Origin of the sequence: Pantoea sp. BR_17 (genome assembly GCF_041955125.1) — a bacterium.
GTDB classification, from domain to species: domain Bacteria; phylum Pseudomonadota; class Gammaproteobacteria; order Enterobacterales; family Enterobacteriaceae; genus Pantoea; species Pantoea stewartii.
The window spans coordinates 444,311-467,609 of the sequence record NZ_JAVAXT010000002.1 but is presented as its reverse complement, the minus strand read 5'-3'; the positions used below and the strand labels follow the sequence as shown (position 1 = coordinate 467,609).

Genomic DNA, 23,299 nt, shown 5'->3' with positions numbered 1-23,299 from the left:
TACGAGGTTACCATGTCTGATAACATAACATTCGATGACTTACTGAATGATTATTTCTTCAGTAAATCACTCCGTGAAGCAACAGAATGGAGTTACCGCAAAGTCGTAAAAACATTCGTTCAGTTTGCAGGGCCGGATATAGTCCCTGAAAAGGTTACGAATCATATGGTGCTCACCTGGAGAAGGAAAGTCATCGCGGATGAGAAACTGTCCAAAATAACCTGGAATAATAAACTGACCCATATGCGGGCAATTTTTAATTTTGCCATTCATAAGGGATATATCTCCCCCCGTGAAAATCCGTTTAACGGGGCCATTGCCAGACCCGATGTTAAGCGGAAAAAAACGCTGACCGATGCCCAGATAAAAAAAATCTATCTCATCATGGAGGCCCGTGAGCAGGATGAGTTTATCGGCGTAGGTCAGGTACGTAAAAATGCACTCCGGCCATGCTGGTTCTGGCTGACTGTGCTGGATGCGTTACGCCGGACAGGCATGAGACAGAATCAACTCCTACACATCAGGCTGTGCGATGTGAATCTCACTCATAACTGGATCAGTCTCAGGCCAGAGGGGGCAAAAAATCATCGCGAGCACAGGGTTCCGGTAACCAGCCAGCTGCGCCCGCGCCTCGAAAGGCTGTACAACCTCTCACTTGAAAGGGGAGCCAAAATGGAAGATCAGCTTTTCAATCTCTCACGGTTTGACGGCCGGAGAAATGAGGTCAGTGAGAATATGGATAACCCTCCACTCAGAGCGTTTTTCAGACGGCTTTCAAAGGAATGTGGTTTCATCGTCAGCCCTCATCGTTTCAGGCACACGATAGCAACAAACCTTATGCGACTTCCCGATCGTAACCTCAAAATGGCACAGGATCTTCTGGGACATTCGACACCGACAGTAACCCTGCAGTACGTGGAAAGCGATATTGAGAGGGTAAGAAGCGTGATTGAGGAGCTGGATGTGGCGTAGGATTAATCTTAAGTCAAATCTAACTGACTGATTTAGAAAATGGAAAAAAAACGAAGTATTTATTTACATTATCTTGACAGAGAGGCTGAAGAACAGGTAAATACGTCTCTGAAGTATTTTTAATGGATGTGAGAAGTCCAGAGGATGCTGGTAACATCCTCCGGACTTTAAAGTCCCGTGTTCAACAAAGGTTCGGTAAGGCATATTTACCGACTTATGGCTGATGGGGACCCTCTGTCTTGCCCGTTAAGGATCTCATCTCTTAACGAACAGGCTCTGAAGAGTGGTGCCCGAACCCGGAATCGAACCAGGGACACGGGGATTTTCAATCCCCTGCTCTACCGACTGAGCTATTCGGGCAACGGGGCGCATTAAACCGTAAAGGCCGCAGGCCGTCAACGGCTTTCATGAAAAAACCCTGTAAAAGGTGACTGATTGCCTGAATTTCAGTCAAAGGCGTTGAAACTCACGCCAGTGCACCATTTTTACGGCACAGGGCAATGCTTAATATATCTTCCGCCAGACGTTTGGCGACATCCACATCCTGCACATTGCGCTTGATCAGCAGCTTGCTTAAGCAGCCTTCCAGCACCAGCTCCATTTGATCAGCCACCATACTCGGGTTATCCAGACCCAGCGCATTTAAAATAGTGTGGGTAAATTCCCAGGAGGCGCGCTTCTGTTTTTCTGCCAGTTGATGAATGGGTTGATCGGGATGCGGATAGAAGCTGCAGGCGGCGATAAACAGGCAGCCGGGAAAGCGTCCTTTGGTGACATGCTCATTTAACCCTTCGTAGCGCGCCATTAACTTCTGTTCGGGTCGCAGTGCGCTGTTTTGTAATACCTCTTGTCGCCAGCTGTCGATTTGCTGGGCATGAAACTGCAATGCGTCGTAGAGCAGTGCGTCGCGGTCAGCCCAGAACTGCTCAAGTTGCTGCTCGCTGAGTCGCATCTCTTCGGCCAGGATTTTCAGCGACGAGGTGGACGCTAAGCCATTTTGTTCAAGCACGTTTAATGCATGGTCAAGTATCTGTTCACGTTGCAAACCGTTCTCCTCTGCGATGCAGGCCCGTTCAGGTCAACGGGCTGTGTCCAGGTTCCAGTGTTGTTTACTCACGCAGTTTCTGCAAATGTTCGTCAAAATCCTTTGGCTTCAGGAAACCGGTGATACGTGAACCGGGAATTTCTTTTCCCTGAGCATCAAAGAATAAAATCGTGGGCAGCCCCAGCACGTGAAGATGTTGCAACAGCGCATTATCGGTGGCCGTGTTCGCCGTGACGTTAGCCTGTAACAACTGGACATCTTTAAGACTGGCACGTACCGCACTGTCGCTAAAGGTGTACTTCTCAAACTCTTTACAGGCCACGCACCAGTCCGCGTACAAATCCACCATCGTCATGCGGCTCTGTGTCTGTTGCAGCGCCTGATCTAACTGGCTAACCGTTTGAACAGACTGAAAGGGAAGGTGCGCGATAGTTTGTTGTGGCGCGTCATTGCCAAACGCCCAGTCCTGCAAAGGGCGGGCGCTGATCAGGGCGGCGATCAGCATGAGCATTTGCACGATACGCCATTTGCCGCTGCTGGCGCGCAGGCTGGCACTGAAGGCCCACGCAAAAAAGGCGACGCCCAGCAGGCTCCATAAGCGCACGCCCCACAGCTCACCCAGCACCCGTTCCAGCAGGAAAACCGGCAGCGCGAGAATAACGAACCCAAACCCTTCCTTGACGGTCTGCATCCAGGGGCCGCTTTTAGGCAGGAAGCGGCTACCGAACAGCGTCACGGCAATCAGCGGTAAGCCCATGCCGATGGCATACAGCCACAATGTACCGGCACCCGCCAGCAGGTTACCGCTCTGTGCGATATAGAGCAGGATGGCACTGAGCGGCGCGGTGGTGCAGGGGGAACAAATTAAACCTGCCAGCGCGCCCATCAGGAAAACGCCGGGCAGTGAGCCGCCCTGCTGACGGTTGCTCCACAGCGTCAGACGGGTTTGTACGCTGGCGGGTAACTGTAGCGAAAACAGGCCAAACATCGACATGGCCAGTACTACAAACAGCACGGATAAACCGATCAGGACATAGGGATGCTGTAAGGCCGCCTGAAAACGCAGGCCAGCCGCGGCGACTGTCACGCCGAGCAAGGTATAGGTAAGCGCCATTCCTTGCACATAAACCAGGGCCAGCGCGAACAGGCGACCCAGCGAGTTGTTACGCTTACCGCCAAGGATAATGCCCGAAATCAGGGGATACATCGGTAAGACGCAGGGCGTAAATGCCACACCGATACCAATCAGCAACGCCCACAATGGCGAAAAGGGGAGCGGGCTGGCGGTGGCGGGCGGGCGCTCCCCTGAGTCTGCATCCGCGCTGGCGACAACGGGCGTGAGTGGAATGCTGCGCGTTTCAGGTGGATAACAGAAGCCAGCGGCAGCACAGCCCTGATACGTCACGCTCAGCGTACTGCCCCTGGCAGCCTGTTGTAGCGTGACGGGCACGTTCAGGTTCTGCGGATAAATCTCGCTCTTACCAAAAAATTCATCTTCGTGTGGCTGACCCGCTGGCAAGGCCACAGGCGCGATACGCGCATTGTTGGCGACGACCCTGATTTGCTGGCGGTAGAGATAGTAGCCGTCTTTAACCTTCCAATGCAGATTGAGCTGTGCGCCCTGTTGGTCGAAATCAAAAGCAAAAGCCTGGTCGACGGGCAAAAAGCGGCTGGTGGTTTTGGGGGCAAACAGGTCTGCCTGCGCCTGCAGGCAGATAAACAGGGCCAGTATCAGGGTAATTAAGCGAGCGATGCGTGCAGCCATGACAAGTATTCACTGTCTCCATGTTGAACCGGAAGCACCAGCAGTTCTGGTACGTCATAAGGATGTGAGCGCTTAAGCAGATCGAGCAATGCCTGCTGATGAGCTGCATCGCATTTGAGTAACATCTGAACTTCGCTGGCCTGCTCCAGCTGGCCCTGCCAGACGTAGTACGAGGTGGCACCCGGTAAAAGGGTGACACAGGCGGCCAGTCTGGCCTTCAGCGCCTGGGTGGCAAGCTGCTGCGCGCACGCCTGGTCAGGGGCGGTGCAGAGGATGACAACGGCATTCATCATGAGGCTCCTGTTGAAAATCGCGTCGATGATAGCACGTTCACTGTGCGGTCGGGACTACAGCAGCAGCCCACCAAAAATAAACCCGAACACGACAGACAGGGTGATGGCCAGCACGCCGGGAATGATAAAGGCATGGTTGAACACGAACTTACCGATTCGGGTCGAGCCAGTGTCATCCATCTCAACGGCGGCTAACAGTGTGGGATAGGTCGGTAACACAAACAGCGCTGACACGGCGGCAAAAGAAGCGATAGCTGTCAAAGGGGTGACGCCAAGGGCTAACGCCGCAGGCAGCAGGGCTTTCGCGGTTGCTGCCTGAGAATAGAGCAGCATCGAAGAAAAGAACAATACCAGCGCCAGCATCCACGGATAGGTTTTTAAGGTATCCCCCGCCAGCATCTGGATATCAGCCAGATGGGCTTTGACGAAGGTATCGCCGAGCCAGGCTACGCCCATGACGCAGACGCAGGCACTCATACCGGATTTAAACGTACTGGCGCTCAGAATCGCGCCGCTGTCAATATTACAGGTCAGACTAATCAACGTGGCAATAGTGAGCATAAACACCACAATCGCTTCGTTGCGCGGCAGGGGCGGATTGACGATCAGGTTTACGCTTTCGCTGGTAATGGTCGCATAGATCACCACGGCAGCAATCCCGATCAGGAACAGCAGGACAGACTTTCTGGCGCCAGGTCTGGCGTGATAGACGGTTTCCCCACGCAGGGCCACGTCTCCTTTCGCCAGGCGAGCCTGATAAACGGCGTCATCTTTCAGCTCTTTTCCCAGGAAGTTAGTGACCAGCGCGGCAAGAAACAGCCCAACCATGGTAGCCGGAATGGCGATGGCCAGCAGCATGATATAGCTTACGCCGCGCGGTTCGAGCAGCGTGGCAAAGAAGACGACCGCCGCCGAGATTGGCGAGGCGGTAATGGCAACCTGAGATGCGACAACCGCCATCGACAGCGGACGAGAAGGACGCACGCCTTGCTCCTTCGCCACCTCGGCGATGACCGGCAGGGTAGAGAAGGCGGTATGACCGGTGCCCGCCAGCAGCGTCATCACATAGGTGACCAGAGGGGCAAGAAAGGTGACATAACGGGGATGACGACGCAGCAGGCGTTCGGCAAGGCTGACCAGGTAGTCCATGCCGCCAGCAACCTGCATGGCCGCAATCGCCGCGATGACCGCCATGATGATTTCAATCACATCAAACGGAATGGCACCTGGCTTCATACCAAAGCCAAGCGTCAGGATGAGCACGCCCATGCCGCCCGCAAAGCCAATCCCGATCCCGCCAAGACGCGCGCCCAGCCAGATCGCCAGTACCACGATAAACAGTTCAACCAGGAACATGTGCCACTCCCGAAATGATGATGAGCCGAAAAGCAAACCCATCCTTTTAACAAACAAAAAGGCACATCGTTTTGATTACGATGTGCCTTTTACACCAGTAAGCGCAATTACGCCTTACTGTTCGTTTTCATCGGTATAGCGTTTCGCCTTGTAAACCGGATACATCAGGTTTTGCACAGAGAAAATATCATCCAGCTCGCTTTCGGTCAGCAGGCCGCGCTCCAGCACCACCTCGCGCACGCTTTTGCCGGTTTCGGCGCAAATTTTACCGACGATGTCACCATTGTGGTGGCCGATATAGGGGTTCAGATAGGTCACAATCCCAATGGAGTTAAACACGTAGGCTTCGCAGACCGCTTTGTTCGCCGTGATACCGTTGACGCATTTTTCCAGCAGGTTATAGCAGGCGTTGGTCAGAATGCTGATCGATTCAAACAGCGCCTGACCGATGACCGGCTCCATGACGTTGAGCTGAAGCTGGCCGGCTTCCGACGCCATCGTGACCGTCGTATCGTTACCAATCACCTTGAAGCACACCTGATTGACGACTTCAGGCACCACCGGATTCACTTTAGCAGGCATGATGGAGGAACCGGCTTGCAGCTCCGGCAGGTTAATCTCGTTCAGGCCCGCGCGTGGGCCGGAAGAAAGCAGGCGCAGGTCATTACAGATCTTCGACAGTTTGACAGCCAGGCGTTTGAGCGATGAATGCACCATGACATAGGCACCGCAGTCTGAAGTGGCTTCGATCAGGTCTTCGGCGGGCACTACCGCGAGGTTGCTGACTTCCGCCAGTTTCTGCACCGCCAGCTGCTGGTAACCGTCCGGCGTGTTCAGGCGCGTACCGATAGCGGTTGCGCCCAGGTTCACTTCCAGCAGCAGTTCGCCAGTGCGCAAAATGCTTTTCGTCTCTTCATTCAGCAGAACGCTGTAGGCATGGAACTCCTGGCCCAGCGTCATCGGCACCGCATCCTGTAGCTGGGTACGACCCATTTTTAAAATGGTCTGGAATTCATCGGCTTTACGCTGAAACCCGTCCGCTAACTGACTGATACCGTCGAGCAGTTTCAGCAGTGAGCTGTACACGGCAATACGAAAACCCGTCGGATAGGCATCGTTAGTGGACTGGCATTTATTCACGTGGTCGTTCGGGTTCAGATACTGATATTCGCCTTTTTGATGCCCCATTAGCTCCAGACCAATATTCGCCAGTACCTCATTGGTATTCATATTCACCGAGGTGCCTGCGCCGCCCTGATAAACATCAACCGGAAACTGATCCATGCAGCGACCGTTGTTCAGCACTTCATCGCAGGCCTGAATAATGGTGTTGGCGATATCACGCGGTAAGGTTTGTAGCTCTTTGTTTGCCATCGCCGCGGCTTTTTTCACCATCACCATGCCGCGAACAAACTCAGGAATGTCACTGATTTTGCTGTTGCTGATGTAAAAGTTTTCAATCGCACGCAAAGTATGAACGCCATAGTAAGCATCCGCCGGAACTTCACGCATGCCTAACAGGTCTTCTTCGATACGAATGTTGTTCGCCATGATAACCTTCTTGTTGTCACTGCTAACCATCGCAGATGATGTGTTTGTTTTGTGGGGAAGCGCCAGAACCGCTATTTTATCCGTATTCAGGCAGGTGAGCACGATCCTATTCTGACAGAGACGCAAAGCGCGAACAGAGATCACCTGTCTGGCCGCGTTACGTTAACAATATGTGAAATTGCTCACAAAAATAACCCGTAAGCAAAAATTTGCCGGTTGCGGTTGAAATTGACGATCAGAATAACCATCTCTGTTTTTTACCTTTTTCACATTCATATTCCACGCTGTCGGGTTAACGACCGGGCAGCCTGACTCACAGGAGAATCCGGTGCGCTGGTTACCGTTAGTGATCTTTTTCGTACTGGCCTGGATTGAGATCTCACTTTTCATTCAGGTTGCACACGTCCTGGGCGTGCTGCTCACCATGCTGCTGGTGGTTTTCACCTCCTGCATTGGCGTGTCTTTAGTCAAAAATCAGGGCATGAAAAACTTTATGCTGATGCAGGAGAAGCTGGCACGTAATGAAAGCCCGGCACAGGAGATGATCAAAAGCGTTTCGCTGATCATTGCCGGTTTCCTGCTGCTGCTGCCTGGTTTCTTTACCGATATGCTGGGGCTGCTTCTGCTGCTGCCACCGGTGCAAAAGCACCTCACGCTGAAGCTGATGCCGCATTTGCGCGTCTGGCGCGGGCCGGGAGCGGGCCCGGACAGTGGCTATACCATGGATGGCGAGTACGAACGTAAAGATACCGATCGTCTTGAACACCATGACGATCCTAAGGATCGTTAATCCCCACCCTGCGCGACGTCGGGTCGCGCTTTTTGTTTGTTCGCCCGCCCGTTTGCCACCTTTGTTCAAAAAGTCATCAGTCGCATCATCAGGCAAAAAAAATTTGTAGGTTCCCCCCTTGAAAGAGGGAAAGCGCGGCCCTATCTCTCTGGTCACGAGGCCGGAAGCCACACAGCCCGGTATTCAACCCAAAAATGAATGATTGGACTTCTCAAAGGAGAGCTATCAAATGAAAATTCGTCCATTACACGATCGCGTAATCGTGAAGCGTAAAGAAGTGGAAGCTAAGTCAGCGGGTGGCATCGTGCTGACCGGTTCTGCTGCAGGCAAATCCACGCGCGGTGAAGTGCTGGCTGTGGGTAAAGGCCGTATTCTTGAAAGTGGCGAAGTGAAGCCGCTGGATGTGAAAGTGGGTGACGTTGTGATTTTCAGCGAAGGCTACGGTGCCAAAACTGAGAAAATCGACAATGAAGAAGTCCTGATCATCTCTGAAAGCGACATTCTGGCGATTGTTGAAGCGTAAGTTTTACGCGTAATTCACTGAACGAAACGAATTTAAGGGAAATTTGAAATGGCAGCTAAAGACGTAAAATTCGGTAATGACGCACGCGTAAAAATGTTGCGTGGCGTAAACGTACTGGCAGATGCAGTAAAAGTTACCCTGGGTCCTAAAGGCCGTAACGTAGTTCTGGATAAATCTTTTGGTGCACCGACCATCACGAAAGATGGCGTTTCTGTTGCGCGTGAAATCGAGCTGGAAGACAAGTTCGAAAACATGGGTGCGCAGATGGTGAAAGAAGTTGCCTCTAAAGCCAACGATGCGGCGGGCGACGGTACCACCACGGCAACCGTACTGGCGCAGTCCATCATCACCGAAGGCCTGAAGGCCGTTGCGGCGGGCATGAACCCGATGGATCTGAAGCGCGGTATCGACCAGGCGGTTGTTGCTGCAGTTGAAGAACTGAAAAAACTGTCTGTGCCTTGCTCAGACTCTAAAGCGATTGCGCAGGTGGGTACCATCTCTGCAAACTCTGATGAAACCGTCGGTACCCTGATCGCGCAGGCGATGGAAAAAGTGGGTAAAGAAGGCGTTATCACCGTTGAAGAAGGCACCGGTCTGCAAGACGAGCTGGACGTGGTTGAAGGTATGCAGTTCGACCGCGGTTACCTGTCTCCGTACTTCATCAACAAGCCAGAAACAGGCGCAGTAGAACTGGAATCCCCGTTCATCCTGCTGGCTGACAAGAAAATTTCTAACATTCGCGAAATGCTGCCAGTGCTGGAAGCCGTTGCGAAAGCAGGCAAACCGCTGCTGATCATCGCGGAAGACGTAGAAGGCGAAGCGCTGGCTACCCTGGTGGTGAACACCATGCGTGGTATCGTGAAAGTGGCTGCGGTTAAAGCACCTGGCTTCGGCGATCGTCGTAAAGCGATGCTGCAGGATATCGCTATCCTGACTGGCGGTACCGTTATCTCTGAAGAGATCGGTATGGAGCTGGAAAAAGCTGCGCTGGAAGATCTGGGTCAGGCGAAGCGTGTGGTTATCAATAAAGACACCACCACTATCATCGATGGCGTGGGTGAAGAAAGCACCATCCAGGGCCGCGTTACCCAGATTCGTCAGCAGATCGAAGAAGCGACCTCTGACTACGACAAAGAAAAACTGCAGGAGCGTGTGGCTAAACTGGCAGGCGGCGTAGCCGTACTGAAAGTAGGCGCAGCGACTGAAGTTGAAATGAAAGAGAAGAAAGCGCGCGTTGAAGATGCCCTGCACGCAACCCGTGCTGCGGTTGAGGAAGGCGTGGTTGCTGGTGGTGGTGTGGCGCTGGTTCGTGTGGCAGCACAGCTGTCAGAACTGCGTGGCCAGAACGAAGACCAGAACGTGGGTATCAAAGTTGCGCTGCGCGCAATGGAAGCTCCGCTGCGTCAAATCGTTTCTAACGCCGGTGAAGAGCCTTCTGTTGTTGCCAACAACGTGAAAGCGGGCGACGGTAACTACGGTTACAACGCGCAGACTGAAGAATACGGCAACATGATCGACTTCGGTATTCTGGACCCAACCAAAGTGACCCGTTCTGCACTGCAGTACGCGGCGTCGGTTGCTGGCCTGATGATCACCACCGAATGTATGGTCACTGACCTGCCGAAAAGCGATGCGCCAGATTTAGGTGCAGGCGCTGGCGGTATGGGTGGCATGGGCGGAATGGGCGGCATGATGTAATTGCCCCCTGACCCTTGCGTCACAGGAACCCCCGATCGGAAACGGTCGGGGGTTTTTCTTTTGCTGAGGAAAAGGTATAAGTAGTGGCGCAACGGTTACGTTGGCACGGATTAGGGCAATGAATGTGCAGAAAAAATGCGTGTTTTTCTGCTACGCTGCCATCCGACTCTGATGATAATAAATGGGGATTATAATGCGGATTAACCTCTTGCTCGGTCTGACGGCTGGCGCGTTATTGCTTGCGGGCTGCAGCAGCTCAACCGAACTCTCTTCTGCAGGTCAGCGCGTCACCTTTACCGATCAGCAGCCTGGCAAACAGTGTCAGCTTCTGGGCACCCTGACCGGCTCACAAAGTAACTGGTTAAGCGGAGCCGGTGGTGAAACCAGCGCACTGCGTGGTGCGGCTAACGATCTGCGTAACCGTGCAGCAGAAATGGGCGGTAACGTGATTTACGGTGCGACCAGCCCGACACAAAACCTGCTTTCAGCGTTTGCACCACTCGACAGTAAAATGACCGGCCAGGTTTATAAGTGCCCTAACTGATCGGGCAATGAACTGGCAAGATTTCTGAGACGACCGGCCCGCGTGCCGGTCGTTTTTTTATGCGCTGATGAAATGAAAGAGGCTGTATTTGTTTGAAGTGCAACCGTTCCGCGAGGCTTTGCTTCAGTGCCGAAACAGGGCTTGTCAGGGCCGGATTATTCCTGCCGAAGTTGCAGATCCAGGGGGGTTTTACTGGGCTCCCCCCCGATTTCGCGCGCCAGCTTCGGTACCAGATAACCGGAGACCAAAGGCAGCAGATCGCGCATCAGGGCACGCGCGTCCTGATCCGAAACATAGAAATGCGCCGCGCCCTGCACTTTATCCAGTACGTGCAGGTAGTAGGGCAGAATGCCCGCATCAAACAGTGCGTTGCTCAATGCCGCAAGGCATTGCGCCCGATCGTTCACGCCGCGCAGCAACACGCTCTGATTGAGTAACGTTACGCCAGCGCGCTTAAGGCGCGTCATGGCGTCGCAGAGGGCGTCATCGATCTCGTTGGCATGATTGATGTGGGTGACCATCAGAACCTGCAGGCGCGTTTCCGCCAGCGTCTGACAGAGCGCCTGCGTAATGCGCGCAGGGATCACCACCGGCAGTCGGCTGTGAATGCGTAACCGTTTCAGATGGGGAATGGCAGCCAGCGCCTCAATCAGCCAGGCGAGTTCATGATCTTTCGCCATTAACGGATCGCCGCCAGAAAAGATGATCTCATCCAGTTCAGGGTGATCGGCAATATAATCAAGCGCTGCCTGCCAGTTACGCTTATTGCCCTGATTATCCTGATAAGGAAAATGACGGCGGAAGCAGTAACGGCAATTCACGGCGCAGCCACCTTTGACCAGCAGCAGGGCCCGGTTTTGGTATTTGTGCAGTAATCCCGGCACCACGCTGTTTTGCTCATCTAACGGATCGGTGCTATAACCTGGCGCTTCAATGAATTCCTGGCGGCTGGTCAATACCTGAAGCAAAAGGGGATCCTGCGCATCGCCTTTTTTCATCCGCTGGATAAATGCGCGCGGCACGCGCAGGGCAAAAAGCCGACGTGCATCGCTGCCAGCAGCCAGATCCGGAAGATGATCGAGCGCTAAAAGTTGCAGTAATTCATGAGGATCAGTGACAACATCAGCAAGTTGCTGCAACCAATCTTCTCTGGAAGGGGAATTTAGGGTTACAATGTGTGCCATTTTTTTGGCTATTACCAGTTAATATCTACAGAGGGCCTTTATGGCGACTTATCTTAGCAACGATTTCCGTACCGGTCTTAAAATCATGTTCGAAGGCGAACCTTATGCCATCGAATCAAGCGAGTTTGTTAAGCCGGGTAAAGGTCAGGCGTTTGCACGTGTAAAAATGCGTCGTCTGCTGACCGGTTCACGCGTTGAGAAAACCTTCAAATCAACCGATTCTGCCGAAGGCGCAGACGTGAAGGATATGACGCTGCAGTACTCTTACAACGACGGCGATTTCTACTACTTCATGCACCCGGAAAGCTTTGAGCAGTACCAGGTTGAAGCTAAAGTGCTGGATGAAGTACAGAAGTGGTTGCAGGACAATGCGGAGTGTATCGTAACCTTGTGGAACGATAAACCGATTGCAGTTCAGCCACCGAACTTTATCGAAGCGGAAGTGATTGAAACTGACCCAGGCCTGAAAGGCGATACCGCGGGTACAGGCGGCAAGCCTGCCACGCTGTCTACCGGCGCCGTCATTAAAGTGCCTTTATTCGTTCAGATTGGCGAGGTGGTGAAAGTGGACACCCGCTCTGGCGAATACGTTTCACGCGTAAAATAATCCTGAGAGGCGCATCCTGTGATGCGCCTTTTTTATGTGAGTTTCAACAATGAAAAAACTGGCAAAACTTATCGCGCTGGCGTTGCTGGTCTCTTCTGGACTGAGCGCCTGTAATACCTTTCACGGTTTTGGCGAGGATGTTTCTCACCTGGGTGGGGCTATTTCTCGCGCCGCGAAGTAACACGGCAGAATTTCCTTTTTTCAGCGGGTTAGGCTCGCAGCGTGGCGTAATCGGTCTATGCTTTAAAAGCTGTACTTTTAATGCAACGTAAAAAAGGAACTGGCTTATGTTAAAGAAAAGTATTGTTGCGATTTTTTCTGTGGTGATGTTATCAGCATTGTTGTCAGGCTGTAATACCACGCGTGGCGTTGGCGAAGACGTTGAAGCAGGCGGTCAGGCGATTCAACGTAGCGCGCAGTAAGCTCCAAAAACCGGTACGAACGTCTTTCGTACCGGCTTTATTTTCTCTTCTATCCCTGTTTAACCCAAATCAACTCATTCACCGGGAAACCGGCCTGACGTGCCTGCTGTACCAGTTTTTGCTTCACGTCGTTGTCCAGCTGCGGCGTGCGGGACAGAATCCATAAATAGTGGCGGTTAGGTCCGCAGACCAGCGCATAGCGGTAGTCGGGATCCAGCGCAATAACGTTATAGCCACCGTAAAAGGGGCCAAAGAAAGAAACTTTGAGCGCGGCGCGTTGTTTGTCGCCGGTAAAGTAAGCTTTGCCCACGCTCTCCTGCCAGCGCTGCTTTTTCGGGTTATAGCCGCGGTTAACCACCTTAAGGCCGCCGTCTTCCCGAGGACTGTAGTTTGCCGTCACCTGTTCAAGACCGCGTTCAAAGCCGTGATTCAGCCGGGCAATCTCATACCATTGACCGAGATAACGCTCACTGTCGAAGTGTTCAACGACGGTAACATTCTTCGGCGGTGTGGTTGAGCAGGCAACGGACAAGAAGGTACTCAGGCTGGCGACCAGTGTTTTCCATGGAGACATAAAAAGATTCCTTTGTTATTTAACCTGTTAATTATAGAACCCGGCCAGTTTATTGGACAGTTTTGCGCCATGATTGTCTGGCACCGCCATTGCGAGTAGACTTCCCACCCTTATTTGTATCAGGAGTCATCACCATGAGTGAAACGGCAAGCTGGCAACCGGGCGCGTCCATTGCCAATTTAATTAAACGCGCAGGCATTGTGGCTGAAGTGCGTCGTTTCTTTGCCGATCGTGGCGTACTGGAAGTGGATACGCCAGCCATGAGTCAGGCGACCGTCACCGATATCCATCTGGTGCCTTTCCAGACGCGGTTTGTCGGCCCCGGCATGTCCGACGGATGCGACCTCTGGCTGATGACCAGCCCGGAATACCATATGAAACGCCTGCTGGCAGCCGGTAGCGGGCCGATTTATCAGATGGGACGTTGTTTCCGCAATGAAGAGGCCGGACGGCACCACAATCCTGAATTCACCATGCTGGAGTGGTATCGCCCCCATTATGATATGTACCGGCTGATGAACGAAGTGGACGATTTGCTTCAGCAGGTGCTGGAGTGCGACAGCGCGGAATCCCTCTCATATCAGCAGGCGTTTATTCGTCATCTTGATCTGGACCCGCTTTCTGCGGATAAAACGCAATTGCGGGAGGCCGCAGAAAAGCTGGGTGAGGGCGAGCTGGCGAATCGGGAAGAGGATCGCGATACCTTGCTGATGCTGCTGTTTATGTTGGGCGTGGAACCCAAAATTGGTCAGGATAAGCCCTGTTTTGTCTATCACTTTCCGGCCAGCCAGGCGGCACTGGCGGAGATCAGCACAGAAGACCATCGCGTTGCCGAACGCTTTGAGGTTTATTACAAGGGCATTGAACTGGCGAACGGCTTCCGTGAACTGACGGACAGCCGTGAACAGCGTCAGCGTTTTGAACAGGATAATCGCCGCCGTGCAGCACGCGGGCTGCCGCAGCACCCGATTGATCATTACCTGCTGGCAGCGCTGGAACATGGCATGCCAGCCTGTTCAGGCGTAGCGCTGGGCATAGATCGGTTGATTATGCTGGCACTGAAGGCCGACTCGCTGAGTGAGGTTATCGCCTTTCCGGTAGACCGCTGCTAGTCAAGGCTTCGCGCCAGCTTACGCTGAGAAGCCTACTGACCTGAGCCAGAAACAGACAAGGCCGCGCATTGCGCGGCCTTGTCTGTTTTTTCCGCGGGCGTTCCCGTCAAAATGTTTTGCCTACTGACTGTTGTCCGGAAACTCCTGAATCGTCACCGGCAGGGTCAGCTTCTTATCATTACGCAGCACCTGGACATCAATCACTGAGCCGGGACGGATTTCGGCAACCTGGTCCATGGTTTCCTGTGCCGATATAGCCGGTTTTCCGTTCACACTCAGCAACACATCGTTAGGCTCAATACCGGCTTTATCCGCCGGACCGCCGGGCGTAACGACGCTGACGATAATCCCCTGAACTCTGTCCAGACTGTTTCCCTGACCGTGCAGCGGGGGCACTTCGCGCCCTGTGATACCGATGTAGCCACGTATAACCCGGCCATCGCGAATCAGCTTATCCATGATTTTCGACGCAAGTGCGGTGGGAATGGCAAAACCGATTCCCTCGGGCGTTTCACCGTCGCTGCTTTTGTCGAAGGTCAGGGTGTTAATTCCCATCAGCTCGCCCAGCGAATTGATTAACGCGCCACCGGAGTTGCCCTGGTTAATGGAGGCATCGGTCTGCAGGAAATTCTGGCGGCCTGACGAGCTCAGTCCGACCCGACCCGTTGCGCTGATAATGCCCTGCGTGACCGTTTGCCCAAGGTTATAGGGGTTACCAATGGCCATCACGACATCGCCAATGTGTGCGACACGTTTGGGATTAATGGGGATCACCGGCAGATTCGGCGCGGTGATTTTCAGCACCGCTAAATCGGTCATCGCATCCGACCCAACCAGCGTCGCCTCGAAGAAGCGGCCATCCTGCAGGGCGACGATGATTTGATCGGCATTATTAATGACGTGCTTGTTGGTCAGAATATAGCCTTTGGCATTCATGATCACGCCGGAACCCAGCGTGGTGATACCACGGTTATTGTTCCCTTGCGTACTGCGGTTATAAACGTTGACCACGGCAGGCACAGCGCGGCGCACCCCTTGATTGAAGCCAAAGGGCGTTTCATCGTTACTGTCATTTTGACTATAGAGGGCAGCACCGCCCAAACGCAGTGCGGGCAACGCTGCGAGCAAGATGCCCGCAACAATCAGTCCCAACACCACTGAACGCAAAAGTTTAAGAAACATGGTGTTAAATCACGTCAGGGGAGAACGTTGGGGAGAATACCATGCGCGGGGCGGACACACACGTGCTTGTGTCCGCCATTATGCGTGGTTTATCTCAATAACAGATAGATGCTTTCCTGACCGCGCATGACATTCAGCGCCAGCACAGGTGGTTTGGCTTCCAGCACTTTGCGCATTTCGGCAATATTCTGGACGCGCGTGCGGTTAACGCCAATGATGACATCATCTTTTTGCAGGCCCACTTGTTCAGCCGGCGTGCCTTTTTCGATGCCGTCAATCTTCACGCCTTTATCACCGGTTTTCGTTTGACCATCGCTTAGCGTGGCACCCTGAAGAGCCGGTGACAGCAGTTGTGCGCTGGCGGTTGTCTGAGCACTCTGCTCAAGAGTGACCTCAACGCTGACGGGTTTGCCTTCACGCAGCAGGCCCAGCTTCACTTTCTCGCCAGGTGCCGTGGTGCCGATTTTTACGCGCAACTCAGCAAAACTGGTGATGGGTTTATCATTCACAGAAACAATGATATCTCCCGACTTAATACCGGCTTTCTGTGCCGCCGACTGCGGCAGAACTTCAGACACGAAAGCACCGCGCTGGGCATCGACGTTAAACGCCTTGGCCATATCCGCAGTCATTTCCGTGCCTTTAATGCCAAGCTGACCGCGTTTGACTTCGCCATACTTAATCAACTGATCGGCCAGGTTGATTGCCATATCGCTTGGAATCGCAAAGCCAATGCCGATATTACCGCCGCTGGAGGCGAGGATGGCGGTGTTAATACCAATCAGTTCGCCGTTTAAATTCACCAGCGCACCGCCGGAGTTACCGCGGTTGATGGCGGCATCCGTCTGGATAAAGTTCTCCAGCCCCTCAAGATTCAGTCCGCTGCGGCCCAGTGCCGAAATAATCCCGGACGTAGCCGTCTGGCCCAGCCCAAAGGGATTACCAATAGCGACGGCAAAATCGCCCACCTTAAGTTGGTCGGAATCCGCGACTTTAATCTGCGTCAGGTTCTTAGCGCCCTGGATCTGAATCAGGGCAATATCCGTTTGTTCATCGTGACCGATGAGTTTGGCGTCATATTCACTGCCGTCGCCCAACTGGACATTGATTTTATCGGCGCCGTTGACCACGTGGTTGTTCGTTAACACGTAGCCCTTCGCGGCGTCGATAATGACGCCGGAACCCAGGCCTTCAAACGGTTGTGGCTGAGACTGACCGCCGCCAGGCAGTTGGCCAAAGAAACGCTTTAAGGGTTCAGGAATATCCTGGGCCTGTGAATCCGACTGCGTGCCTTCAACATGCACACTGACCACGGCAGGTAACACTTTTTCCAGCATCGGTGCCAGGCTGGGCAGTGGCTGCCCCTGAATCTGTGCAGGTAGCGTCGCCATTGCGACGGGCGCAGCGGCAAGACTCATTCCAATACTCAAGGCTAACGCGCTTAACAGTCGTGCTTGTTTTTTCATTGCTACAACGCTCTCGCTGCAAAAAGTGGGGGGAATAAATCAGTGAGACAGCCGTTTGCGGCCGGGGTTCGCAAAAACAGCGGGCACAGCGTGGCTGTGCCCGATGCGCTTAGTCGCGCAAGGCGCGTTCACCGCGCAGTAAACCGGAAGCGCCTTCTGAGTAATCGCGTGGCATCTGAACCGGTGCCTGATCGTTATCGGCTTCCGCTTCGGTCAGTTGCCAGGCAAAGGGATTTTTGTCGCCAGGCATGTTTGGCAGCAGGTCATTAGATCCTTTCGCCATATGCTGGTAAAGCTGACGGTAATCGCGTGCCATGTTGTCAAGCAGCTCGGCGCTTTGCGCAAAGTGGTTGGTCAGCTCTTCACGATAATCAGCCAGTTCGGCTTTCGTTTTATCCAGCTCATACTGCATGCTGCGCTGCTCGCGCAGTTTCCTGTTGCCAAAACGCATAGCTACTGCGCCGACAATGATACCTACCACTAAACCAATTAGCCCGTATTCCCAGGTCATAATGACTCCCGTGTTATTTCCGTTGTTCCGTAGGGCGTTGCACCACTTAATAATAGTCACTATACCCGTTAATCTTATGGATGTGGAACTCTGGAGCGCCATGCCTTAGTGTAGAGCGGCCTTTTTTTCGACAAACGATGTGTGAATAAGACAACATTCAGGGACACTGAGCGAACCATGCAAACCTCATCTCCGCTTGCCCGCTATGAGCAGGCGCTATCGCAGGGCGATTTTAAACCCGACGATGTACAACGTGAAGCGATCACCCGCTTAGATGCTATCCAGCAAGGGCTCATCGCCCGCCAGCAGACGACTGAACCTGCCTCGCAGGGGTTGTTTGGTCGTCTGTCGAAGCTGATGGGTAAAGAGAAGTCCCGGGTCAAAACGCCGGTACGTGGCTTGTATATGTGGGGCGGCGTGGGGCGCGGGAAAACCTGGGTCATGGATCTGTTTTTTCAGTCTATTCCTGGCAACCGCAAGCTGCGCTTACATTTTCACCGCTTTATGCTGCGTGTGCACGAAGAGCTGACCGAACTGCAGGGGCACAGCGATCCGCTGCTGATCATCGCCGATCGCTTCAAAGCCGAAACCGATATTCTGTGCTTTGACGAATTTTTTGTGTCCGATATTACGGATGCCATGTTGCTGGGCACGTTAATGGAAGCGTTGTTCGAACGGGGCATCAGCCTGGTCGCCACCTCGAATATTCCGCCCGATAACCTCTATAAAAACGGTTTACAGCGCGCGCGTTTCCTGCCGGCCATTGAGCAGATCAAGCAACATTGTGACGTCATGAACGTTGATGCGGGCATTGATTACCGTCTGCGCACGCTGACGTCGGCGCATCTGTGGAAGTCTCCTTTAGGGCCAGAAACCTACGCCGATATGGATCGCATGTTCCAGGCGCTGTCAGGGGAAAAACGCGACAGCGCACCGGTGCTGGAGATCAACCATCGCAAAATGCCCACGCTGGGTGTCAGTGAAGGCGTGGTGGCAATCGACTTCAAAACCCTGTGTGGGGAAGGGCGCAGCCAGCACGATTACATCGAACTGTCGCGCCGCTTTCACAGCGTGCTGCTGTTTGATGTGCCGGTCATGATTTATAAAACGGAAGATCAGGCGCGGCGTTTTCTGGCGCTGGTGGATGAGTTTTATGAGCGCCATGTCAAACTGGTCGTCGCCGCGGAAACCTCGTTGTTCGAAATTTATCAGGGCACGCGCCTGAAATTTGAATACCAGCGCTGCCTGTCGCGTTTGCAGGAAATGCAGAGCGAAGAGTATCTGCGGCTGGCGCATTTACCCTGAGATTCCGGGTAATAAATGAAAATAGAGTTCGATTTTTGTAATCGACTTCTCTATAATCTTGCGACCCCACGTTACGGCACTGGATTTTTTTCCCAAATCCTCTGCGCGCCGGTAACGCTATCCGAAGGGGTGGCTTGCTGGTCAAAATGGTCGTGTGAGCCTCATTCGTTTACTTAAGCGTTTGGGATTTCACCAACGTGTAACTTAATTTGGGTAAGCTTTTCGATGAAAACTTTTACAGCTAAACCAGAAACCGTCCAACGTGACTGGTATGTTGTTGACGCAACTGGCAAAACCTTGGGTCGCCTGGCGACTGAACTGGCACGCCGTCTGCGTGGTAAGCATAAAGCGGAATACACTCCGCACGTTGATACAGGTGATTACATCATCGTTCTGAACGCTGAGAAAGTTGCTGTCACCGGCAACAAGCGTTCTGACAAGATTTACTATCACCACACTGGTCACATCGGTGGTATCAAACAGGCGACCTTTGAAGAGATGATTGCTCGCCGTCCTGAGCGCGTGATTGAGATCGCGGTTAAAGGCATGCTGCCGAAGGGCCCGCTGGGTCGTGCTATGTACCGTAAACTGAAAGTTTACGCAGGTAACGAGCACAACCATGCGGCACAGCAACCGCAAGTTCTTGACATTTAATCGGGATTAAAGGCAATGGCTGAAACTCAAAACTACGGCACTGGTCGCCGCAAAAGCTCATCCGCACGCGTCTTCATCAAGCCGGGTAGCGGTAACATCGTCATCAACCAACGCTCTCTGGAGCAGTATTTCGGTCGTGAGACTGCACGCATGGTCGTGCGTCAGCCTCTGGAACTGGTTGATATGGTTGGCAAACTGGACCTGTACATCACCGTTAAAGGTGGTGGTATCTCTGGTCAGGCAGGCGCGATCCGTCACGGTATCACCCGCGCTCTGATGGAGTATGATGAGTCACTGCGTGGCGAACTGCGTAAAGCAGGCTTCGTTACTCGCGATGCTCGTCAGGTTGAACGTAAGAAAGTCGGCCTGCGTAAAGCACGTCGTCGTCCTCAGTTCTCCAAACGTTAATTGTTGCTGCTTCGGCAGTCACAGTTGGCACAAAAAACCCGCTTCGGCGGGTTTTTTGCTTTTCATGCCAGGCGGCGCAGTCACAGAAAACAACAATGCTGTTCGCATTTTACCCGCAAAAATGCATTCCCCCGCCCACAAGCTGCCTAAAATCTGGTAAACTCCCTGTCACTTTGCGCCCGCAAGCTGGCGCGTTATGCGCCTGGCATCAGTCGGGAGTGGTTAGCGCGGATTGCGAGCGAGTTCTATGAGCAGGTGAGTCGCCGTGTGGTTGGCCATTCGCAGTAACTTTTTGTGAACAAACTGGGAGGTTTTCATGGCTGTCGCTGCCAACAAACGTTCGGTAATGACGCTGTTTTCTGGTCCTACTGACATTTTTAGCCATCAGGTGCGTATTGTGCTGGCCGAGAAAGGTGTCAGCGTAGAGATCGAGCAGGTCGAAATGGATAACCTGCCGCAGGATCTGATTGACCTCAATCCGTACCGTACTGTGCCGACGCTGGTTGATCGCGAACTGACACTGTATGAATCACGCATCATCATGGAATACCTTGATGAGCGTTTCCCACACCCGCCTTTGATGCCGGTTTATCCGGTTGCGCGTGGCGAAAGCCGTTTGATGATGCACCGTATCGAGCAAGACTGGTACAGCCTGATGAGAAAGGTCGAGAACAGCAGCGGTCAGGAAGCCGAAGCGGCGCGTAAGCAGCTGCGTGAAGAGTTACTGGCGATTGCCCCCCTGTTTGGACGTTCACCTTTCTTTATGAGCGACGAGTTCAGCCTGGTTGACTGCTACCTAGCACCGCTGCTGTGGCGCTTACCGTCAATGGGCATCGATCTGCTGGGATCGGGCTCAAAAGAGCTGAAAGGCTATATGAACCGCGTATTTGAACGTGACTCCTTCCTTGCTTCACTGACTGAAGCTGAACGTGAAATGCGCCTGCAAGCCCGGGGCTGATTTATGGAAATGTCGCAACTTACGGCCCGTCGCCCCTATTTGCTGCGGGCTTTTTATGACTGGCTCCTGGATAACCAGCTGACGCCGCATCTGGTGGTCGATATCAACCTGCCGGGCGTTCAGGTTCCGCTGGAATATGCACGGGACGGTCAGATCGTCCTCAACATTGCGCCGCGCGCTGTAGGCAATCTTGAGCTGGGTAACGAGGAAGTCTCGTTTAATGCCCGCTTTGGCGGCGTGCCGCGCCAGGTGAACGTGCCGATGGCGGCCATTCTGGCCATCTATGCGCGTGAAAACGGTGCGGGGACCATGTTTGAGCCTGAACCGGCTTATGAAGGGGCATCCCAGGCGTTCCCGGAAAATCAGGAAGAGACGGTCATGTCAGTGATTGATGGCGATCGCCCTGACGATGCCAGCGATGACGACAACTCACCTGATGACGATCCGCCACCGCGCGGCGGTCGTCCCGCACTGCGTGTGGTGAAATAACTCAGAATGCCTGTCAGCCGACAGGCATTTTTTTTGATCGTCAGAATGATGAGCGAAAAAAATCCGGGCGCACAGCGTACCCGGATTTTTGCTTTCTGCGGCTGAGATTAGTACACGTCGCGCAGGTAGCGTTTTTCTTTCTTCAACTGATCGATGTAGTCCGCCGCGCGTTCGCTGGACAGACCACCAAACTGGCGTACGATTTCATACAGCGCATTATCCACGTCTTTCGCCATGCGTGAGGCATCACCACAGACGTAGAAATACCCACCTTCCTGCAACCAGGCGTACAGTTCTGCGCCCTGTTCCAGCATGCGGTTTTGCACGTAGACCTTTTTGTCCTGGTCGCGTGAGAACGCCAGATCGAGACGCGTCAGCAAACCGCTCTCATGCCAGGCCGTCAGTTCTTCACGGTAAATGAAGTCATGCTCCTGATGCTGATCGCCAAAGAACAGCCAGTTTTTGCCTTGCGCACCGGTCACCTGACGTTCCTGCAGGAACGCACGGAAAGGGGCGATGCCGGTACCCGGGCCGACCATGATCATGGGCGCATTGCCGTTGGCCGGAACCCGGAAGGATTTATTCGGCGAAATAAAGATCGCCGGCTTTTCGCCACGACGCACGCGCTCGGCCAGGTAGGTTGAACAGACTCCGCTACGGTTGCGGCCGCCACTGTGATAGCGCACAGCCGCAATCGTCAGGTGAACCTGGTTAGGATGCGCTTTGGAACTGGACGAAATGGAGTAGGCACGGTGCTGCAGCGGACGCAGCAGGGCGACGAACTCAGGCACGCTCAGGCTGCGGGTCAGCTCAAGTTGCAGCAGGTCCAGCGTATCTTTGCCCCACAGCCAGACACCCAAGGCATCTTTATCATCGTGCTGAAGTACGTGACGCAGTTCCTGGTTCGTGGTGTTCTGTCCAACCCACTCAATCAGCTTGCGTGAAGGCTCAGAAATTTCAAACTGGTAGGTCAGCAGATCGCCAAGACTTCTGTCGAAGCCGGGGACGGGCGTCTGATAATCGGCGTTCAGTTGTGTCAGCAGCAGGCTGACCAGCGACGGTTCGTTCACCGGGATCACACCCAGCGCATCGCCCGCTTCGTACTTCAGACCGCTGTCAGTCAGATCAAATTCGAAATGGCGAATGTCTTTCGCAGACTGCTCACTCGACAGGCGCTTGTTGGTGATGAGGGCTGCGGCATAGGGATTGGATTTGTTGCTGCCGGGGATGACCGGGGCTTCCGGTGCGCTCTCCAGAACCGTGCCGCTGCTGCCTGCGCTGCTGGCGAACTGTGGCATCGTGCTGTTCAGCCATGCATGCGAAGGCTCTTCATAATCAATATCGCAGTCAATACGATCAACAACACGTTTGGCACCCAGCTGTTCCAGGCGCATATCCAGGAATTTACCGGCCTGGCAGAAACCGTCATAGCCGGTGTCGCCGATAGCCAGAACGGCAAAGTGCATCTGCTCCAGACGCGGTGCGGTACTGGCGGAGATGGCGTCCCAGAATAGCTGGGCATTGTCCGGCATTTCACCTTCACCGTAGGTCGAGGTGACGATCAGCACGTGGCGCATTGTGGCAAACACGTCGAGATCCACATCGCCCAGCGCCTGAACGACAGGCACCAGGCCTTTAGCACGGGCCGATTTGGCCGCAGACTGGGCCAGAGCTTCAGCGTTACCGGTCTGCGAACCATAAAGAATGTGCAGTTGGGTCGTTGCAGCGGCGGCGTTGCCCGCGGCAGGTTGCTGTTTGTCTTCTAACACCAGCAAACGGGAGTGCAGGCCAGCCAGAAAGCCCGCCAGCCAGTATTTCTGATCACCATTGAAAGGTGCATCTTCAGGAATGTATGGAATTTTCATGGATACCTTTACTCAATCCCGCTCT

Annotated in this window: 25 protein-coding genes and 1 tRNA gene; 14 read left to right on the top strand and 12 right to left on the bottom strand. The window is 53.6% G+C overall.

The genetic code is table 11. The features are described from left to right. Window positions 1-12: 12 nt before the first annotated feature. Window positions 13-972 carry a tyrosine-type recombinase/integrase gene (locus tag RAC60_RS05755; RefSeq protein WP_375092903.1) on the top strand — a complete coding sequence of 320 codons (960 nt, stop codon included), beginning with the start codon at window positions 13-15 and terminating at the stop codon, window positions 970-972. Window positions 973-1,256: 284 nt separating this feature from the next. Here RAC60_RS05755 and RAC60_RS05750 read toward each other — a convergent pair. From RAC60_RS05750 to aspA, 6 genes are all read right to left on the bottom strand, one after another. Next, window positions 1,257-1,332: transfer RNA gene (locus RAC60_RS05750), tRNA-Phe, on the bottom strand. 106 nt (window positions 1,333-1,438) lie between these two features. Then, entirely contained in the window at window positions 1,439-2,017 is a 579-nt protein-coding gene (locus tag RAC60_RS05745) for a transcriptional regulator (RefSeq protein WP_006121703.1), read from the bottom strand. Window positions 2,018-2,081: 64 nt separating this feature from the next. Continuing rightward, on the bottom strand, window positions 2,082-3,782 hold the full coding sequence (locus RAC60_RS05740; protein ID WP_375092901.1) for a protein-disulfide reductase DsbD: 1,701 nt from the start codon (window positions 3,780-3,782) through the stop codon (window positions 2,082-2,084). Beyond that, a complete protein-coding gene (cutA, locus tag RAC60_RS05735) occupies window positions 3,758-4,072 on the bottom strand; it encodes a divalent cation tolerance protein CutA (protein ID WP_185200089.1) in 315 nt (104 codons plus the stop codon). Before cutA ends, RAC60_RS05740 begins: the two co-directional genes overlap by 25 nt. Before the next feature lie 57 nt (window positions 4,073-4,129). Next, entirely contained in the window at window positions 4,130-5,431 is a 1,302-nt protein-coding gene (locus RAC60_RS05730; RefSeq protein ID WP_033739146.1) for an anaerobic C4-dicarboxylate transporter, read from the bottom strand. A gap of 114 nt (window positions 5,432-5,545) precedes the next feature. Beyond that, complete coding sequence (gene aspA / locus RAC60_RS05725; RefSeq protein ID WP_033739147.1) at window positions 5,546-6,982, bottom strand: aspartate ammonia-lyase; 1,437 nt, start codon at window positions 6,980-6,982, stop codon at window positions 5,546-5,548. Window positions 6,983-7,310: 328 nt separating this feature from the next. Between aspA and RAC60_RS05720 the strand changes: the two genes are divergently transcribed. From RAC60_RS05720 to RAC60_RS05705, 4 genes are all read left to right on the top strand, one after another. Next, window positions 7,311-7,772, top strand: a complete 462-nt coding sequence (locus tag RAC60_RS05720) for an FxsA family protein (RefSeq protein WP_006121708.1) — start codon at window positions 7,311-7,313, stop codon at window positions 7,770-7,772. Between the two features lie 229 nt (window positions 7,773-8,001). After that, on the top strand, window positions 8,002-8,295 hold the full coding sequence (locus RAC60_RS05715; protein WP_006121709.1) for a co-chaperone GroES: 294 nt from the start codon (window positions 8,002-8,004) through the stop codon (window positions 8,293-8,295). Window positions 8,296-8,343: 48 nt separating this feature from the next. Beyond that, the gene (groL, locus tag RAC60_RS05710; protein ID WP_006121710.1) at window positions 8,344-9,993 is read left to right on the top strand and encodes a chaperonin GroEL; all 1,650 of its coding nucleotides are present in this window, start codon (window positions 8,344-8,346) and stop codon (window positions 9,991-9,993) included. A 193-nt stretch (window positions 9,994-10,186) separates the two neighbouring features. Next, on the top strand, window positions 10,187-10,537 hold the full coding sequence (locus tag RAC60_RS05705; protein WP_006121711.1) for a DUF4156 domain-containing protein: 351 nt from the start codon (window positions 10,187-10,189) through the stop codon (window positions 10,535-10,537). A 155-nt stretch (window positions 10,538-10,692) separates the two neighbouring features. On the opposite strand, the gene epmB is transcribed toward RAC60_RS05705, so the two are convergent. Beyond that, the gene (gene epmB, locus RAC60_RS05700) at window positions 10,693-11,721 is read right to left on the bottom strand and encodes an EF-P beta-lysylation protein EpmB (protein ID WP_033739151.1); all 1,029 of its coding nucleotides are present in this window, start codon (window positions 11,719-11,721) and stop codon (window positions 10,693-10,695) included. A 40-nt stretch (window positions 11,722-11,761) separates the two neighbouring features. Here epmB and efp point away from each other — a divergent pair, with 40 nt between their 5' ends. The 3 genes from efp (at window position 11,762) to RAC60_RS05685 (ending at window position 12,750) form a co-directional block, all read left to right on the top strand. Further along, window positions 11,762-12,328, top strand: coding sequence for an elongation factor P (gene efp, locus RAC60_RS05695; RefSeq protein WP_006121713.1), 567 nt, complete (start codon window positions 11,762-11,764; stop codon window positions 12,326-12,328). Window positions 12,329-12,377: 49 nt separating this feature from the next. Then, window positions 12,378-12,509 (top strand): entericidin A/B family lipoprotein, encoded by a 132-nt coding sequence (locus RAC60_RS05690; RefSeq protein WP_006121714.1) that lies wholly within the window; start codon window positions 12,378-12,380, stop codon window positions 12,507-12,509. Window positions 12,510-12,615: 106 nt separating this feature from the next. After that, a complete protein-coding gene (locus tag RAC60_RS05685; RefSeq protein WP_006121715.1) occupies window positions 12,616-12,750 on the top strand; it encodes an entericidin A/B family lipoprotein in 135 nt (44 codons plus the stop codon). Between the two features lie 49 nt (window positions 12,751-12,799). Here RAC60_RS05685 and RAC60_RS05680 read toward each other — a convergent pair whose 3' ends face one another. Beyond that, window positions 12,800-13,324 carry a lipocalin family protein gene (locus RAC60_RS05680; protein ID WP_289367762.1) on the bottom strand — a complete coding sequence of 175 codons (525 nt, stop codon included), beginning with the start codon at window positions 13,322-13,324 and terminating at the stop codon, window positions 12,800-12,802. A 134-nt stretch (window positions 13,325-13,458) separates the two neighbouring features. Between RAC60_RS05680 and epmA the strand changes: the two genes are divergently transcribed. After that, window positions 13,459-14,436, top strand: coding sequence for an elongation factor P--(R)-beta-lysine ligase (gene epmA, locus RAC60_RS05675; protein WP_033739156.1), 978 nt, complete (start codon window positions 13,459-13,461; stop codon window positions 14,434-14,436). Between the two features lie 120 nt (window positions 14,437-14,556). Here the strand turns inward: epmA and degS are convergent, their stop codons facing one another. From degS to zapG, 3 genes are all read right to left on the bottom strand, one after another. Further along, window positions 14,557-15,618: an outer membrane-stress sensor serine endopeptidase DegS gene (gene degS / locus RAC60_RS05670; protein ID WP_033739158.1), complete on the bottom strand. Its 1,062-nt coding sequence runs from the start codon at window positions 15,616-15,618 to the stop codon at window positions 14,557-14,559. An 89-nt stretch (window positions 15,619-15,707) separates the two neighbouring features. Then, window positions 15,708-17,084 carry a serine endoprotease DegQ gene (gene degQ, locus RAC60_RS05665; protein ID WP_375092893.1) on the bottom strand — a complete coding sequence of 459 codons (1,377 nt, stop codon included), beginning with the start codon at window positions 17,082-17,084 and terminating at the stop codon, window positions 15,708-15,710. Between the two features lie 109 nt (window positions 17,085-17,193). Next, window positions 17,194-17,595: a Z-ring associated protein ZapG gene (gene zapG, locus RAC60_RS05660; protein WP_375092891.1), complete on the bottom strand. Its 402-nt coding sequence runs from the start codon at window positions 17,593-17,595 to the stop codon at window positions 17,194-17,196. Between the two features lie 177 nt (window positions 17,596-17,772). Here zapG and zapE point away from each other — a divergent pair, with 177 nt between their 5' ends. The 5 genes from zapE to sspB all read left to right on the top strand — a co-directional run bounded on the left by zapE (window position 17,773) and on the right by sspB (window position 21,409). Then, window positions 17,773-18,900: a cell division protein ZapE gene (gene zapE / locus RAC60_RS05655; protein WP_375092889.1), complete on the top strand. Its 1,128-nt coding sequence runs from the start codon at window positions 17,773-17,775 to the stop codon at window positions 18,898-18,900. A 225-nt stretch (window positions 18,901-19,125) separates the two neighbouring features. Continuing rightward, the gene (gene rplM, locus RAC60_RS05650) at window positions 19,126-19,554 is read left to right on the top strand and encodes a 50S ribosomal protein L13 (RefSeq protein ID WP_006121722.1); all 429 of its coding nucleotides are present in this window, start codon (window positions 19,126-19,128) and stop codon (window positions 19,552-19,554) included. A gap of 15 nt (window positions 19,555-19,569) precedes the next feature. Continuing rightward, window positions 19,570-19,962, top strand: a complete 393-nt coding sequence (gene rpsI / locus RAC60_RS05645) for a 30S ribosomal protein S9 (protein ID WP_006121723.1) — start codon at window positions 19,570-19,572, stop codon at window positions 19,960-19,962. A 316-nt stretch (window positions 19,963-20,278) separates the two neighbouring features. Beyond that, on the top strand, window positions 20,279-20,920 hold the full coding sequence (sspA, locus tag RAC60_RS05640; protein WP_033739161.1) for a stringent starvation protein SspA: 642 nt from the start codon (window positions 20,279-20,281) through the stop codon (window positions 20,918-20,920). Window positions 20,921-20,923: 3 nt separating this feature from the next. Continuing rightward, window positions 20,924-21,409, top strand: a complete 486-nt coding sequence (gene sspB / locus RAC60_RS05635) for a ClpXP protease specificity-enhancing factor (protein ID WP_006121725.1) — start codon at window positions 20,924-20,926, stop codon at window positions 21,407-21,409. A 107-nt stretch (window positions 21,410-21,516) separates the two neighbouring features. On the opposite strand, the gene RAC60_RS05630 is transcribed toward sspB, so the two are convergent. Then, on the bottom strand, window positions 21,517-23,274 hold the full coding sequence (locus RAC60_RS05630; protein ID WP_006121726.1) for a sulfite reductase subunit alpha: 1,758 nt from the start codon (window positions 23,272-23,274) through the stop codon (window positions 21,517-21,519). Between the last annotated feature and the right edge of the window lie 25 nt (window positions 23,275-23,299).

What these genes read in the sequence shown, in the direction of transcription:
- rpsI (WP_006121723.1), top strand. Translation starts at nt 19,570, where the DNA reads ATGGCTGAAACTCAAAACTACGGCACTGGTCGCCGCAAAAGCTCATCC.
- zapE (WP_375092889.1), top strand. Translation starts at nt 17,773, where the DNA reads ATGCAAACCTCATCTCCGCTTGCCCGCTATGAGCAGGCGCTATCGCAG.
- cutA (WP_185200089.1), bottom strand. Translation starts at nt 4,072, where the DNA reads ATGAATGCCGTTGTCATCCTCTGCACCGCCCCTGACCAGGCGTGCGCG.
- rplM (WP_006121722.1), top strand. Translation starts at nt 19,126, where the DNA reads ATGAAAACTTTTACAGCTAAACCAGAAACCGTCCAACGTGACTGGTAT.
- RAC60_RS05685 (WP_006121715.1), top strand. Translation starts at nt 12,616, where the DNA reads ATGTTAAAGAAAAGTATTGTTGCGATTTTTTCTGTGGTGATGTTATCA.
- zapG (WP_375092891.1), bottom strand. Translation starts at nt 17,595, where the DNA reads ATGACCTGGGAATACGGGCTAATTGGTTTAGTGGTAGGTATCATTGTC.
- efp (WP_006121713.1), top strand. Translation starts at nt 11,762, where the DNA reads ATGGCGACTTATCTTAGCAACGATTTCCGTACCGGTCTTAAAATCATG.
- groL (WP_006121710.1), top strand. Translation starts at nt 8,344, where the DNA reads ATGGCAGCTAAAGACGTAAAATTCGGTAATGACGCACGCGTAAAAATG.
- sspB (WP_006121725.1), top strand. Translation starts at nt 20,924, where the DNA reads ATGGAAATGTCGCAACTTACGGCCCGTCGCCCCTATTTGCTGCGGGCT.
- epmB (WP_033739151.1), bottom strand. Translation starts at nt 11,721, where the DNA reads ATGGCACACATTGTAACCCTAAATTCCCCTTCCAGAGAAGATTGGTTG.
- RAC60_RS05715 (WP_006121709.1), top strand. Translation starts at nt 8,002, where the DNA reads ATGAAAATTCGTCCATTACACGATCGCGTAATCGTGAAGCGTAAAGAA.
- RAC60_RS05740 (WP_375092901.1), bottom strand. Translation starts at nt 3,782, where the DNA reads ATGGCTGCACGCATCGCTCGCTTAATTACCCTGATACTGGCCCTGTTT.
- RAC60_RS05730 (WP_033739146.1), bottom strand. Translation starts at nt 5,431, where the DNA reads ATGTTCCTGGTTGAACTGTTTATCGTGGTACTGGCGATCTGGCTGGGC.
- RAC60_RS05690 (WP_006121714.1), top strand. Translation starts at nt 12,378, where the DNA reads ATGAAAAAACTGGCAAAACTTATCGCGCTGGCGTTGCTGGTCTCTTCT.
- RAC60_RS05755 (WP_375092903.1), top strand. Translation starts at nt 13, where the DNA reads ATGTCTGATAACATAACATTCGATGACTTACTGAATGATTATTTCTTC.
- degS (WP_033739158.1), bottom strand. Translation starts at nt 15,618, where the DNA reads ATGTTTCTTAAACTTTTGCGTTCAGTGGTGTTGGGACTGATTGTTGCG.
- aspA (WP_033739147.1), bottom strand. Translation starts at nt 6,982, where the DNA reads ATGGCGAACAACATTCGTATCGAAGAAGACCTGTTAGGCATGCGTGAA.
- sspA (WP_033739161.1), top strand. Translation starts at nt 20,279, where the DNA reads ATGGCTGTCGCTGCCAACAAACGTTCGGTAATGACGCTGTTTTCTGGT.
- RAC60_RS05705 (WP_006121711.1), top strand. Translation starts at nt 10,187, where the DNA reads ATGCGGATTAACCTCTTGCTCGGTCTGACGGCTGGCGCGTTATTGCTT.
- epmA (WP_033739156.1), top strand. Translation starts at nt 13,459, where the DNA reads ATGAGTGAAACGGCAAGCTGGCAACCGGGCGCGTCCATTGCCAATTTA.
- RAC60_RS05680 (WP_289367762.1), bottom strand. Translation starts at nt 13,324, where the DNA reads ATGTCTCCATGGAAAACACTGGTCGCCAGCCTGAGTACCTTCTTGTCC.
- degQ (WP_375092893.1), bottom strand. Translation starts at nt 17,084, where the DNA reads ATGAAAAAACAAGCACGACTGTTAAGCGCGTTAGCCTTGAGTATTGGA.
- RAC60_RS05630 (WP_006121726.1), bottom strand. Translation starts at nt 23,274, where the DNA reads ATGAAAATTCCATACATTCCTGAAGATGCACCTTTCAATGGTGATCAG.